The following is a 13,852-nucleotide window of genomic DNA, read 5'->3' as shown; positions in this document are numbered from 1 at the left end:
CCCATGTCCGACATCCAGAGCTTCAAGCAGTCGCAGAAATACGAGACCTTCTCCTACCTGCCGGAGATGAGCCCGGAGCAGGTACGCAAGCAGGTGGAGTACATCATCGAACAGGGCTGGAACCCGGCGGTGGAACACAGCGAGCCGGAAAACGCCTTCGGCCACTACTGGTACATGTGGAAGCTGCCCATGTTCGGCGAACAGTCGGTGGACACCGTACTGGCCGAGGTGGAGGCCTGCCGTCAGGAGAACCCCGGCCACATGGTGCGCCTGATCGGCTACGACAATTTCGCCCAGAGCCAGGGCCTGGCCTTCGTGGTGCACCGGAGCTGACCCCCTGCGGGCCGGGGACACCCCGGCCCGCCCCCGCGGGGAGGCCCTGCGGGGACAAGGGAGCGGCCACCTCCCGGGCCCGTGCCCGCGGGCCCGGATCCTGACGCAGTCGCCTCCGGCGATGCCCGGAGGTCCCGGAGGAGTGATCATGCAAGACGATATCCGCGACTACCACATCCCCGAGGCACCCTATTACCGTGCCGTCGGGGAGGAAGTGGAACTCTACGAAGCGGCCTATGCCGTGCGCATGCCCATGATGCTCAAGGGCCCCACCGGCTGCGGCAAGACGCGGTTCGTGGAGTACATGGCCTGGAAACTGGGCAAGCCCCTGATCACCGTGGCCTGTAACGAGGACATGACCGCCTCGGACCTGGTGGGCCGCTACCTGCTGGATGCCGACGGCACCCGCTGGCAGGACGGACCCCTGACCCTGGCGGCGCGCCACGGCGCCATCTGCTACCTGGACGAGGTGGTGGAGGCCCGCCAGGACACCGTGGTGGTGATCCACCCCCTCACCGACAACCGCCGGGTGCTGCCCCTGGAGAAGAAGGGGGAACTGGTCCAGGCCCATCCGGACTTCCAGCTGGTGATCTCCTACAACCCCGGCTACCAGAGCCTGATGAAGGACCTGAAGCAGTCCACCAAACAGCGCTTCGGCGCCCTGGACTTCGGCTACCCGGAGGCGGAGGTGGAGCGGGAGATCGTCGCCCACGAGACCGGGGTGGATGCCGACACCGCCGGCAAGCTGGTGAGCGTGGCGGAGCGGGCCCGCAACCTCAAGGGGCACGGACTGGACGAGGGCATCTCCACCCGCATGCTGGTGCATGCCGGTTCCCTCATCCACCGTGGCGTGCCCCCCCTGGCCGCCTGCCGCATGGCCCTGGTGCGGCCGCTCACCGACGATCCGGACATGCGCGACGCCCTGGATGCGGCGGTGACCACCTTCTTCTGAGACCCATCCGCAGGCCGGGCGCCCGGGACCGGACGCCGTACCCTTGGACGCAGTGGGGGATTGCCATGAGCATCAATCTGGAAGACTACCGCGAACTGCTGGACGATCTGGGGGACCACGCCGCCGAGGTCATGGCCTCCGCCTGGCAGGACGCGGTGCGCACCTTCAGCCGCCAGGGCCTGCAGGCCTATTACCTGGAAGGGGCGCGCACCCTGCAGAACCTGGGACGCGGCAGCGAACCGGTGGTGGCCTTCATCCAGGAGGCCCCCTCGGTGGCCCGGGAACTGGGGGAGGACGCGGTACGGGATCTGCTGGAGGCCGTGGCCCGCCTCACTTCCCGCACCAGCGGGGCGGTGGTGAGCCTGGTGATCGGCACCAGCCCGGTGGCCGCCCGCAGGCTCAACGACCCCGCCCTCTTCGGCCATTACCTGCAGTTGCTGGACACCCTGGTGGCCCAGGCCCCCCGGGGCATCCGCCCCATGCTGGAACACCTGGATGTCCTGCTCACCCACCTCACCCTGGGGGGGCTGCGCCGCTGGGCCCTGTGGGGGGCCAGGGTGCACGGCCGTGACTTCAAGGCCCAGGTGGCCTATTTCGGCCTGGAGACCCCCGAATCCCGCTCCGTGTTCCAGAAGGAACGCCGCGGCACCCTCTTCGTGGACGTGCACCGGCGCCTCAACATGTACCTGCGGGCCCTCTGGGGCCGGGACTTCTTCCTGCGCCCCACCAGCGGCGACTTCGAATCCCGGGAGGGCATCCGCCCCTTCATCGATGGCTTCACCATCCATGTCCCCGATGCCTATGACGGTCATGACGGGGTGGAGGGGCTGCAGATCTACCGCGCCGCCACCGCCCACGCCGCCGCCCACGTGGTGCACAGCCGCGGCCCCATGCCCGGCAGTGACCCCGGGGGCATCACCGGCATGCTCATCGGGCTCATGGAGGACGCCCGGGTCGAGGCCCTGGCCATGGCCGCCTTCCCGGGGCTGCGCCAGATCTGGGCCCCCCTGCACACCACCACGCCGGCGGACGGCGACGGGGTCACCCCCCTGCTGGGCCGCACCGCCCGCGCACTGCTGGACCCGGACTACGCGGATGACCATGCCTTCGTCACCCGGGCACGGGAGGCCTTCGCCGCCCGGGAGGGGCACCTGGAGCGCCATGGCCTGGCCTGGGAACTGGGCCATGCCCTGGCCCCCCACTTCCCCGGCGGGGACCGCTTCCACGCCGTCCACGACCACATCCCCGTGCCCTACCGGGACGACAACCGCTACCTCTGGGCCGTGGGCAGCGGCGAGGAGGCGGAACGGGCGGGCTTCCTCCAGGCCCCCCAGGAACGCATCCAGGTCTCTCTCATGGAGATGGTCAATGAACTGGACGTGCCCGGCGCCGGCGATGATGCCCAGCAGATCCTGATCCTCTCCAGCGAGTTCTTCCGGGACTCGGAGGACACCAGTCTCAACGAACAGGAGGGCCGTCCCCCGGTCTCCCTGCCCTACCACTATCCGGAATGGGACTACCAGATGCAGCTGGAGCGTCCCCACTGGTGCACCCTGCTGGAACGGCGCCCGGGCAAGGGGGATCCGGCCGTGGTGGACGCGGTGGTGGACAAGTACCGCCCCCTGGTGAGCCGCCTGAAATACCTCATCGAGGCGCTGCAGCCCCAGGGGATGCAGCGCCATCGGCGCCAGCCGGAGGGGGACGAGCTAGACCTGAACGCCCTGGTGGAGGCCATGGTGGACCACCGCACGGGCCGCCAGCCGGACCCGCGGGTGTACATCCGCAACGAACGCCGGGTGCGGGATCTCTCCGTGCTGGTGCTCATCGACCTGTCGGAATCCACCAACGACACCGTCCACGGCACCGACAGCACCATCCTGGAGCTGGCGCGGGAGGCCACCACCCTGCTGGCCGGGGCCATGGACCGCATTGGCGACCCCTTCGCCCTCCACGGCTTCGACTCCGACGGCCGCCACGACGTGGAGTATTTCCGCTTCAAGGACTTCGACGAGCCCTATGACGAACAGGCCCGGGCCCGTCTGGCGGGGATGCGGGGGCAGCTGTCCACGCGCATGGGCACGGCCATCCGCCACGCCGGGCAGCTGCTGCAACAGCGGCCCACGCGCAAGAAGCTGCTGCTCATCATCACCGACGGGGAACCCTCGGACACGGATGTGCGCGACCCGCAGTACCTGCGCCAGGATGCCCATCACGCCGTGGAGGAGATGGCCCGCCTGGGGGTGGACACCTTCTGCCTGAGCCTGGACCCCCACGCCGATGACTACGTGGAACGCATCTTCGGCCCCCGGGGCTACCGGGTGGTGGATCACGTGGAGCGACTGCCCGAGACCCTGCCCATGCTCTATGCGGGCCTGACCCGGTAGCGGCCGTTCAGGAGGAGGCCTTGCCCCCGGCCCGGCCCCCGCGGGCCCGGGCCTCCTCGTTGCGCCGGCGCAGATCCCGCAGCTTCTCCCCGATGCGGATCTCCAGCCCCCGTTCCACCGGCTCGTAGTAGCGCGGCTCCCCCATGGCCTCCGGGAAGTAGCACTCGCCGGCGGCGAAGGCGTCCGGCTCGTCATGGGCGTAGCGATAGCCCTTGCCGTGGTCCAGGGCCTTCATGAGACGCGTCGGGGCGTTGCGCAGGTGCATGGGCACCTCTTCCGTGCCCCGGGCGCGCACATCCTTCATGGCCGCCTTGTAGGCGGTGTAGACGGCGTTGCTCTTGGCGGCGCAGGCCAGATAGATCACCGCCTGGGCCAGGGTCAGTTCCCCCTCGGGGCTGCCCAGACGGTCGTAGGTGTCCCAGGCCTGCAGGGCCAGGGTCAGGGCGCGGGGATCGGCGTTGCCGATGTCCTCGCTGGCCATGCGCACGATGCGCCGCGCCAGGTAGGCCGGGTCCGCCCCGCCGTCCACCATGCGGCAGAACCAGTACAGGGCGGCGTCGGGATCGCTGCCCCGCACCGACTTGTGCATGGCCGAGATCTGGTCGTAGAAGAGATCGCCCCCCTTGTCGAAGCGGTGCGAGTCCTCACCCAGCACCTCCTGCAGCACGGAGGCGTCGATGACCGGCCCCCCGGGCCCCTCCACCGCCAGATCGGCGGCGATCTCCAAAAGGTTCAGGGCACGGCGGGCATCGCCGTCCGCCACCCGGGCCAGCAGATCCCGGTGCTGCGCCTCCATGTGCAGGCCCCGCGTCCCCAACCCGTGCTCCGTGTCCGCCAGGGCGCGGTCGATGACGGCGCGGATGTCCTCCACTTCCAGGCGCTTGAGCACATAGGTGCGTACCCGGGACAGCAGGGCGTTGTTCAGCTCGAAGGAGGGGTTTTCCGTGGTGGCCCCGATGAAGGCGATGGTGCCGTCCTCCACGTGGGGCAGGAAGGCGTCCTGCTGGGACTTGTTGAAACGGTGCACCTCGTCCACGAAGAGCAGGGTCGGGCGGTCCTCCTCCCGGCGCACCCGCCGTGCCGTCTCCACCGCCTCGCGGATCTCCTTCACCCCCGCCAGCACGGCGGATAGGGTGAGAAAATGCGCCCCGCAGGAACCGGCGATGAGCCGCGCCAGGGTGGTCTTGCCCGTCCCCGGTGGACCCCAGAGGAGCATGGAGTGGAGGCGGTCCTCCTCGATGGCACGGCGCAGGGGCTTGCCCGGGGCGAGGAGATGGGCCTGACCGGCGAACGCCTCCAGGCTGCGGGGACGCATCCGGTCCGCCAGGGGGCGGTCCGGGTGAGGCGCAGGATCCATCGTGTTCATCCGTTACGCATCACATCCACCTCCGCCGGCGGCTCGAAGCGGAAGCGGCTCTCCGGGATGCCGGGGTTCATCTCCCGCTGGCTGAAGCGGATGCGGGTGCGCTGGCCGAACTGGTCCTCCAGGACCATCTCCCGCAGGCCCTGCCCATCCAGGCCAAGGCGCAGACGCTCGAAGTCCGTACCCCCCTCCCGGGGGATCAGCTCCACCCAGGCCAACCCCCCCTCACTGCCCGCCTCCTCCAGGCGGAAGGCCGCCTCCAGGTCCCCGTCCCCGGTGAGCAGCAGGGTGGGGGTACGCCCCAGGGCCTCCCCCATGGGCTGCACCGTGGCCTGGGCCAGGTCCGCGTCATAGGTCCACAGGGACTCGCCGTCGGCGATGATCTGCTGCCGGTAGGGGGTCTCGTAGTCCCAGCGGAAGCGGCCGGGCCGCTTGAGGTAGACCCGCCCCCCGGAGCGCTGCATCACCTCCCCGGATTCATCGGTGACCACCTGCTCGAAGGCGGCGCGGAAGGTGTCCATCTCCTGGAGGAAGGACTCCAGGCGCTGGCGTCCCTCCCCGGCCAGGGCCGGCGTCAGCGCCAGGGACAGGAGGAGGGGCAACAGGGGCAGGATTCGGTACATGGGGGCTCGTCTCCTGGTTTCGGGAATGGGATCAGACGAAACCGTCTGAGTTCCCGGGGGCGCTCAATCCTCCTGCGCCGGGGCCGGGGCCAGCACCTCGCGGTTGCCGTTGGACTGCAGCGGGCTCACCACCCCGGCATGTTCCATGTCCTCGATCATGCGGGCGGCCCGGTTGTAGCCAATCTTCAGTCGCCGCTGCACATAGGAGATGGAGGCCTTGCGGGACTCCAGCACGATGGCCACGGCCTGGTCGTAGAGGGGATCGGACTCCTCGCCGCCCTCCACCGGCTCCAGACCGGGCACCGAAGCCCCGCCGGATTCCGGCTCCTCCAGCACCTCGTCCAGATAGTGGGGTTCCCCCTGGGCCTTGAGGAAATCCACCACGGCATGCACCTCGTGGTCCGCCACGAAGGCCCCGTGCAGGCGCACGGGATGCCCGCTGCCCGGGGGCAGGTAGAGCATGTCCCCGTGGCCCAGGAGCTGTTCCGCCCCCATCTGGTCCAGGATGGTGCGGGAATCCACCCGGGAGGACACCTGGAAGGCGATGCGGGTGGGGATATTGGCCTTGATCAGGCCGGTGATCACATCCACCGAGGGCCGCTGGGTGGCCAGGATCAGATGAATGCCGGCGGCCCGGGCCTTCTGCGCCAGGCGGGCGATGAGCTCCTCCACCTTCTTGCCCACCACCATCATCATGTCGGCGAACTCGTCCACCACGATGACGATGAACGGCAGGGGCTCCAGCAGCGGCGGCGGGGCCTCCGGATCCAGGGCCCCCTGGGGGTTGTAGAAGGGATCGGGGATGGGCTCGCCCCGGGCCGTGGCCTCCCGGATCTTGCGGTTGTAGCCGGCGATATTGCGCACCCCCATGTGGGACATGAGCTTGTAGCGCCGCTCCATCTCCGCCACACCCCAGCGCAGGGCGTTGGAGGCCTCCTTCATGTCGGTCACCACCGGCGCCAGCAGATGCGGGATGCCCTCGTAGATGGACAACTCCAGCATCTTCGGGTCGATGAGGATCAGACGCACCTCCTCGGGCCGGGATTTGAACAGCAGGGAGAGGAGCATGGCGTTGATGGCCACGGACTTGCCCGATCCGGTGGTGCCCGCCACCAGCAGGTGAGGCATCTTCGCCAGGTCCGCCACCACCGCCTGGCCGCCGATGTCCTTGCCCAGGGCCAGGGTCAGGGCCGAACCGGCGCCGTCGAACACCGGGGCGCGGAAGATCTCCGAGAGGCTCACCAGTTCCCGCTTCTGGTTGGGGATCTCCATGCCCACGGTGGACTTGCCGGGGATCACCTCCACGATGCGCACGCTGATCACCGACAGGGCACGGGCCAGGTCCTTGGAGAGACCGGAGATGCGGCTCACCTTGAGCCCCGGCGCAGGCTGCAGCTCGAAGCGGGTGATCACCGGCCCCGGATGCACCTCCACCACCTCCACCTGCACGCCGAAGTCCCGCAATTTCTCCTCCACAAGGCGGGACATGGACTCCAGGTCCTCCTCCGAGAACCCCCCCTCCTGGGGCTTGGGATCATCCAGCAGGGTCACCGGCGGCGGGGTGCCCGGCTCCACCTGGGCAGGGGTCCCGGAGGGGGGCCTTGCAGAGGGTTCGGGTTTCTCCGGCACCGGCAGCGTGGCCTCCTCGATGGCCGCGTCACCGGCGGCCTTCCCGGCCCGTTCCGGCGCCCCGGTGAGCGCATCATCCGGCGCCCCCGTCAGCACCGGTTCCACGCGCGCGGACGGGGGCGGTGTCTCCTCCCCCTTCTTCCTGGCCTTGGCCTCCCGGCGCGCCTCGGCCTTACGCTGCTTCTCCGCCCGGCGGCGCTCGGTCTCCCGGCGTTTCTCCTCCCGGCGTTCGTCCTTCTCCTCCGCCGCCCGGGCCCGGCTGGCCCGTCGCTCGCGGTAACGGGCCCGGGCCTGCTCCAGTCGCTCCCCTGCCCGCTGCAACAGCCACAGGGTCCAGCGCCCCGTACGGTCCATGAGCACGAACCAGGAGAGCCCGGTGAACCAGGTGAAGCCGGTGAGAAAAAGCGCCAGCAGGAAGAGGGTCACCCCCACCAGGTCGAACATGGGCAGCAATCCCTTGCCGATCACCTCGCCCACGAGGCCGCCGGCATTCATGGGCAATATCCCCGGCAGGAAATGCAGGGTCGCCAGCCCGCATCCGGCGATCAGGGTGAGGGAGAACCCCAGCCAGCGCACCCCCAGAAGATGCAGATCCAGTTCTCCGCTCCCCCTACGCCCGCGGAATACCAGCCAGCCGCTGTAGGCCACCATCACCGGGGCCAGGTAGGCGAGATAACCGAACAGATACAGGAACAGGTCCGCGAACCAGGCCCCGACACGCCCGCCCAGATTGTCCACCCCGTCGTGGATCCCGGTCCGGGACCAGCCGGGATCCCCGGGATCGAAGGTGACCAGGGCGATGCACAGATAGACCGCCGCCGCGGTGAGTACCAGCAGGGCCCCCTCCCGCAGCCCACGGCGCAAATGGGCACTCAGGGTGCGGCGCGGACGCGGTCCTTCGGCGTCCCCGGCGGAGCGGTCTGCGGGTTTGCGTTTCTTCGGGCGAGCCTGGGCCAATGGCGGATCGGGGTTGGGCGGATGGGGATGCGGGTGTGCCCCGGCGGATCTCGCCGTCGGGGCCGATCCGGCCAGTGTAACCCAGGAGGCCCCTTGGGCGCATTCGCACCCGGGGATCCGCGCCGCCGCGGCTAACCGGGGATCAGCACCAGCTTGCCGCTCATCCCCCCCGCCTCCAGCCGGCGGTGGGCCGCTGCCGCCTGTTCCAGGGGATAGGTCCCGGCCACGTGCACCTTCAGCCGGCCATCGGCCATGCGGGCGGCGCACTGGCGCAGGATGGCGGTCTGATGCAGGCGGTAATCGTCCCGCCCCAGGAACATGGGGGTGAGCATCCATTCCTGGGTCACGCCCAGGTTGTGCAGGCGGGCATGGTTCCAGTCCAGATCCCCGGGCAGGGTGAGGATGGACACCAGGCGCCCGTAGGTGGCCAGGGCCTGCAGCGAGCGGGTACAGGTCTCGCCGCCCACGGTGTCCAGGACCACGGCCACGCCCTCGCCGTCGGTCCGGCGCCGGGCCGAGGCGACGAAGTCCTCCTCCCGGTAGCGGATGACGGCCTCGGCGCCGAGCGCCTCGGCGATACGCGCCTTGTCGTCATCGCCGACGGTGGTCATGACCCGGGCACCGGCCTGCCGGGCCAGCTGGATGGCCACGTGACCCACACCACCGGCACCGCCATGGATCAGCACCCATTCCCCCGGCTCCAGGCGGGCGCGGTCGAACAGCCCCTCCCAGGCGGTGAGCGCCACCAGGGGCATGGCCGCCGCCGCCACATCGTCCACCCCCTCCGGGATGGGGACGACGAAGCGGGCGTCGACGCTGGTGTACTCGGCATAATTCCCCGGTGCCCGACCGATCCCCCCGTTCATGAACAACACCCGTTGCCCCGGCCCGATCCCGGCCACCCCCTCACCAAGGGCATCCACCGTGCCTGCACCGTCGCAGCCCAGGATCGCCGGCAGCCCGGCTTCGGGATCCAGCAACCCCTTGGCCCGGATCTTGGTGTCCACGGGATTGACCCCGGCCGCCGCCAGGCGCACCCGCACCTGGCCGGGACCCGGTTCCGGGCGGGGAAGATCGGCGATCCGGAGCACCTCCGATCCACCGATGGCGGTCATCTGCACGCATCGCATGGCATCCCTCCTCCTGCTCGCTGACGTGGTCGCGGATGCTTCCCGGCCATGATATCCCGGCCCGCGGGGACACTGAAAAGGCGCAGGCCACGCAGCGACAACCCACGCCATGTGGCGCTATATTGCACCCTTCACGCCAACCGGACACCGATACGCCATGATCCAGGATGACCTCGCCCGCTTCTTCGAGAAGGATCGCTTCGCCGCCCATGTGGGCATCGAACTGCTGCAGGCGGGGGACGGCCGCGCCCGGGCGCGGCTGGTCCTGGACGAACGCCACCGCAACGCGGCGGGGGTCACCCACGGGGCGGCCATCTTCAGCCTGGCGGATCTGGTGTTCGCCATGGCCTCCAACTCCCACGGTACGGTGGCCCTGGGGGTGAACGTGTCCGTCTCCTTCCTGCGGGCCTCCCGCGGCGGGGTCCTCCATGCCGAGGCGCGGGAGGTGGCCATCAACCCGAAACTGGCCACCTACGAGATCCGGGTCACCGGCGAGGACCAAACCCTGATCGCCCTCTTCCAGGGCACCGTCTACCGCAAGCGCGAGACCCTGGAGGAAATCGGGATCTAGATATGGACCATGGGAGTGGATCTGATTTTCAGGAGATCCAGGCTTGATCTTTCGCAGATCCACCCTTATTCCCTGGGTATATTCCATCCTGAATTCAGGCATGAAATTCCGGGAGCTCCCTCATGAGCGCATCCCTGCACATCGCCTGCCCCACTGCCATAGAATCAACCGTTTACCCTAGGAACGTATGGGCAGTCCCCTCGCTGCGGCAGATGGCAGAGACGACGCTGCCTTCAGGGATCCAGTAAGGGAATAACGGCCCGCTGTCCACAGCGGGCCGTTCAAAAACGAAACAGAGGCCTAACACCGGGGATACGACCTGCGGCCCCACAGCATTACCAGCAGGAGCCCCCCACCCCCAACGAACAGGGCCAGGATATTCGGTTCCGGAATGCGGGTTTCCAGGTAAGTGGCATACACCTGTATATTGATATCGCTGGACTTATCCCAGCCAAACCCATTGGAATCGAGCATACCCCCAAAGACGATTTCCGTCATATCCGCATTTCCGGCATACCAGTTATACCTATCATCCGACTGTTCCTGGGGAGTGCCGCTCAAGGCGGCATTCGAGGCATGATTGAACCAGTAGGGGGAGCTTTCCCCATCGGAATCCATCAAATCGAGTCCGAAGAGAAAGTTTCCTTCCCTGAAGAGCCCCAGATCATCAAAATTGAACTCCCATATCTGGATGAATCCCCCACCGCTTCCCTGATAAGCCACACCCTCGTTATTAGGGTAATCCACCCTGCTGATCTCGATGTTCTCGGCATCGGCCTGATCGCCGGTCACCGAAGACGTCGCCACCCGGGGAACGACCGTCCCCTCCCCCTGATCCGGCCCCAGGAAAAGGGATACCGTATCGTAGCGATCCCCGAGCTGGAAGTCCGAGTCATATCCCCCCGCGACACCCCACACGGTGACCCGGTCGATCCGCCAATAGTCAAAATATTTGGTTCCGCATGAGCGGCCTTCACTACACGGTATGGTGAAATCGTCTCCCGCAATATAGCTGCCCCCCTGCGGCCCCAGGTCCCAGGCCACGTTGCTGCGATCACTGCCTGCCCCATTGTTCAGATTCGAGTCCGGCAGACCCCGATCCACGATCAGACCCGCCGACGCAGACCCGGAGAATACGGCGCACAACAGCCCCACCATGCATCCAGCGAGGAATCTTTCCTTCATCATTTGAGCACCCCCTTTGTGACGGAAATCTCACCCGCACATGTAAGCACCCTCCATGCCATAAAATTATTTTTATTTAATATCAAAACGTTAATACACCCGAGCAAAACCATGACCCCAAAGGTGTAATGCATGCCGACACTCTCCTGATTCAGGCCGGCATCTTCCACAAGGGTTACGAAGAGGGCCCTGACTCTGATCCGTTTCCGGAATCAGATCCGGGGACCCCTTCGCCGGCTCCCCCCGCCAGACGCTCGGTGAGCCAGCCGCTGATCAGGGCGGAAAGGGCCATCAGGAGGGTCAGCACCATCACATAGGTGACGCCGAAATAGTGCGCCAGCAGGGGCAGCAACGGCAGCTTGATGGCGCGGGCATAGAGCACCACCGCCACCAGGGCGGTGCGCATACCCTGGTCCCGCAACTGGGCCAGCAGGCCGTACCAGGCATAGACGGGGCCGGTGGAGAGCACGCCCGCGGCCAGGGCCAGGAGCCATCCCCGCGCCCCGGATCCGGGCCCCAGCCAGGCCCGGGTGCGCCCGGGATCCAGCAGCCGTTCCACCAGGTACATGAGCGCGAAGACCAGTACCAGCACCGGGGCCACCGCCCGGGCCATCCGCAGGAAGGCCTCCAGGGCCTGACGCGTCACTTGCGGATCCATCAGGGCACTCCCGGCCCAGGCCAGCAGCACCAGCCCCAGAAAGACCCATCCCCCATGACGGCGCAACCGGGAGAAACGCCCGGCCATCAGTACCCCCCCGCCAGGGCCAGGCCGGCCACGGTGAGATAGGCCAGGACCACGGCCAGTACAAGACACACCAGGTTGCGCACCAGGGCGAAGCGCCGCCCCAGAGTCAGGGCCTCGGCCGGCAGCTGCACCGCCCCCACGGTGACCCAGGCCGAGATCAGGGCCGTGACGGTGATCAGACCCACCCCCCCGGCACGCAATTCCCCACCCAGCACATACCCCGCCGAGGGGTGACCTGCGGCGACACTCCCCAGCAGGGTCCCCAGGAGCACGTCCACCGGCCCATCCCCGGCCAGGGCAGAGGCCAACCCCGTCATGGGCAGCCAGGCCAGGACCAGGCTGGTGAGCAGGAGCATGGCCGTAAGTACGGGCAACAGCCGCGTAAAGGCCTTCAGGGCACGCCCCAGGGGGGGCCTGGCGGGGCCGGGGCCGGGCTTCGGCCCCGCCGATGCCGTCCTATACTTCATCACGGATCTCCTCGATTCATCGCAGGATATGGGATACGCACCCCAACTCAGGCGGATCCAGAGGGAATTCCGCAGGCATCGGGCCCGCTTCCGGCATGGATTCCCCCTTGGCCTTCCCGGAATAAAAGTGCATTCTAATATAGAAATATATCAATATAAGCGCAGAATCACCGGCCGCCCGGGGATCCGCCCGGCAACGGCAAAGACGGAGGCAGCAGGCAATGGCACATGTGGTTGTTCTCGGTGCAGGACTTGGAGGCACCCTTCAGGCCTACGAGCTCAAGGAGAACCTGGGCCCGGAGGATCAGCTCACGGTCATCTCCGACAAGCCCTATTTCCAGTTCACCCCCTCCAACCCCTGGGCGGGTGTGGGCTGGCGCAAAAAGGAGGACATCACCATCGACCTGGCCCCCGTCATGGCCCGCCGGGGCATCGAATTCCTCTGCGACGGGGCCCGGCGCCTGCATCCCGGGGAGAACCGCATCGAGCTGCAAAGCGGCCGCTCGGTGGAATACGACTACCTGGTCATCGCCACCGGACCCGAGCTGGCCTTTGATGAGATCGAGGGGTTCGGCCCCGGACAGTACACCCATTCGGTCTGCCAGGTGGAACATGCCACGGTCTCCGGGGAGCAGTGGGAGGCCTTCTGCGCCAATCCCGGCCCCATCGTCGTCGGGGCGGTCCAGGGGGCCTCCTGCTTCGGGCCGGCCTACGAATATGTCATGACCCTGGACACCGACCTGCGCCGGCGCAAGATCCGCAACCAGGTCCCCATCACCTTCGTCACCTCCGAACCCTATATCGGCCATCTGGGCCTGGGGGGCGTGGGCGACACCAAGGGCATGCTCGAATCCATCATGCGGGACCGGGACATCCAGTGGGTCACCAACGCCCGGGTGGACCGGTTCACTGCGGATACCGTCCATTTCACGGAATTCGACGAAGATGGCCAGGAGAAAAAGGCCCATGAACTGCCCTTCAGGTACAGCATGATGCTGCCCGCCTTCCGCGGCATCCCGGCCTTGCGGGGCATCGAGGGCCTGGTCAATCCCCGGGGATTTGTGATCACGGATGAATTCCAGCGCAATCCCACATACCCCAACATCTTCGCCATCGGCGTATGCATCGCCATCGCCCCGCCCAAGCCCACCCCCGTACCCACGGGGGTGCCCAAGACCGGATTCATGATCGAGAGCATGGTCACGGCCACCGCCCACAATATCCCCCGCCTGATCCGGGGTCAGGACCCCGTGGAGGAACCCACCTGGAACGCCCTCTGCCTGGCGGATTTCGGGGACCGCGGCGCGGCCTTTCTGGCCATGCCCCAGAACCCGCCCCGGAACGTGAACTGGTCCTCCGAAGGGCGCTGGGTGCACTGGGGCAAACTGGCCTTTGAGTGGTATTTCATGCGCAAGATCCGCAACGGTGTCAGCGAACCCTTCTACGAGAAGTTCATCATGAACCGCCTGAAGATCTCCAAACTCAAGGAGGCCAAGGGCGGGTAACCCATCCC

At 67.5% G+C, this 13,852-nt stretch carries 12 protein-coding genes; 5 read left to right on the top strand and 7 right to left on the bottom strand.

The features are described from left to right. The first annotated feature begins 3 nt into the window (after window positions 1-3). The 3 genes from CKO33_RS00330 (at window position 4) to CKO33_RS00320 (ending at window position 3,669) form a co-directional block, all read left to right on the top strand. Window positions 4-333: a ribulose bisphosphate carboxylase small subunit gene (locus CKO33_RS00330; protein ID WP_200178120.1), complete on the top strand. Its 330-nt coding sequence runs from the start codon at window positions 4-6 to the stop codon at window positions 331-333. 148 nt (window positions 334-481) lie between these two features. Beyond that, a complete protein-coding gene (locus CKO33_RS00325) occupies window positions 482-1,285 on the top strand; it encodes a CbbQ/NirQ/NorQ/GpvN family protein (protein ID WP_200178119.1) in 804 nt (267 codons plus the stop codon). Window positions 1,286-1,350: 65 nt separating this feature from the next. Further along, window positions 1,351-3,669 (top strand): nitric oxide reductase activation protein NorD, encoded by a 2,319-nt coding sequence (locus tag CKO33_RS00320; RefSeq protein WP_200178118.1) that lies wholly within the window; start codon window positions 1,351-1,353, stop codon window positions 3,667-3,669. 7 nt (window positions 3,670-3,676) lie between these two features. On the opposite strand, the gene CKO33_RS00315 is transcribed toward CKO33_RS00320, so the two are convergent. The 4 genes from CKO33_RS00315 to CKO33_RS00300 form a co-directional block, all read right to left on the bottom strand. Then, entirely contained in the window at window positions 3,677-5,026 is a 1,350-nt protein-coding gene (locus CKO33_RS00315; RefSeq protein ID WP_274600707.1) for a replication-associated recombination protein A, read from the bottom strand. Between the two features lie 5 nt (window positions 5,027-5,031). Next, window positions 5,032-5,655 carry an outer membrane lipoprotein periplasmic chaperone LolA gene (gene lolA, locus CKO33_RS00310; protein ID WP_200178116.1) on the bottom strand — a complete coding sequence of 208 codons (624 nt, stop codon included), beginning with the start codon at window positions 5,653-5,655 and terminating at the stop codon, window positions 5,032-5,034. A 63-nt stretch (window positions 5,656-5,718) separates the two neighbouring features. After that, the gene (locus CKO33_RS00305; protein WP_200178112.1) at window positions 5,719-8,241 is read right to left on the bottom strand and encodes a DNA translocase FtsK; all 2,523 of its coding nucleotides are present in this window, start codon (window positions 8,239-8,241) and stop codon (window positions 5,719-5,721) included. Between the two features lie 131 nt (window positions 8,242-8,372). Continuing rightward, complete coding sequence (locus tag CKO33_RS00300) at window positions 8,373-9,371, bottom strand: zinc-binding dehydrogenase (protein ID WP_200178108.1); 999 nt, start codon at window positions 9,369-9,371, stop codon at window positions 8,373-8,375. Window positions 9,372-9,528: 157 nt separating this feature from the next. Here CKO33_RS00300 and CKO33_RS00295 point away from each other — a divergent pair, with 157 nt between their 5' ends. Then, the gene (locus CKO33_RS00295; RefSeq protein ID WP_200178107.1) at window positions 9,529-9,942 is read left to right on the top strand and encodes a PaaI family thioesterase; all 414 of its coding nucleotides are present in this window, start codon (window positions 9,529-9,531) and stop codon (window positions 9,940-9,942) included. 300 nt (window positions 9,943-10,242) lie between these two features. Here the strand turns inward: CKO33_RS00295 and CKO33_RS00290 are convergent, their stop codons facing one another. The 3 genes from CKO33_RS00290 to CKO33_RS00280 all read right to left on the bottom strand — a co-directional run bounded on the left by CKO33_RS00290 (window position 10,243) and on the right by CKO33_RS00280 (window position 12,339). Continuing rightward, window positions 10,243-11,130, bottom strand: coding sequence for a hypothetical protein (locus CKO33_RS00290; protein ID WP_200178106.1), 888 nt, complete (start codon window positions 11,128-11,130; stop codon window positions 10,243-10,245). 172 nt (window positions 11,131-11,302) lie between these two features. Continuing rightward, window positions 11,303-11,872, bottom strand: a complete 570-nt coding sequence (locus CKO33_RS00285) for a hypothetical protein (protein ID WP_200178104.1) — start codon at window positions 11,870-11,872, stop codon at window positions 11,303-11,305. Continuing rightward, the gene (locus tag CKO33_RS00280) at window positions 11,872-12,339 is read right to left on the bottom strand and encodes a hypothetical protein (protein WP_200178102.1); all 468 of its coding nucleotides are present in this window, start codon (window positions 12,337-12,339) and stop codon (window positions 11,872-11,874) included. The genes CKO33_RS00285 and CKO33_RS00280 overlap by 1 nt, the downstream gene beginning before the upstream one ends. 221 nt (window positions 12,340-12,560) lie before the next feature. Here CKO33_RS00280 and CKO33_RS00275 point away from each other — a divergent pair, with 221 nt between their 5' ends. Beyond that, window positions 12,561-13,844 carry an NAD(P)/FAD-dependent oxidoreductase gene (locus tag CKO33_RS00275; RefSeq protein ID WP_200178100.1) on the top strand — a complete coding sequence of 428 codons (1,284 nt, stop codon included), beginning with the start codon at window positions 12,561-12,563 and terminating at the stop codon, window positions 13,842-13,844. Window positions 13,845-13,852: the final 8 nt, after the last annotated feature.

The sequence above is a fragment of the Ectothiorhodospira mobilis genome (genome assembly GCF_016584115.1).
GTDB classification, from domain to species: domain Bacteria; phylum Pseudomonadota; class Gammaproteobacteria; order Ectothiorhodospirales; family Ectothiorhodospiraceae; genus Ectothiorhodospira; species Ectothiorhodospira mobilis.
The sequence above is the reverse complement of the archived record's forward strand: the minus strand, read 5'-3'. Positions and strand labels throughout refer to the sequence as shown.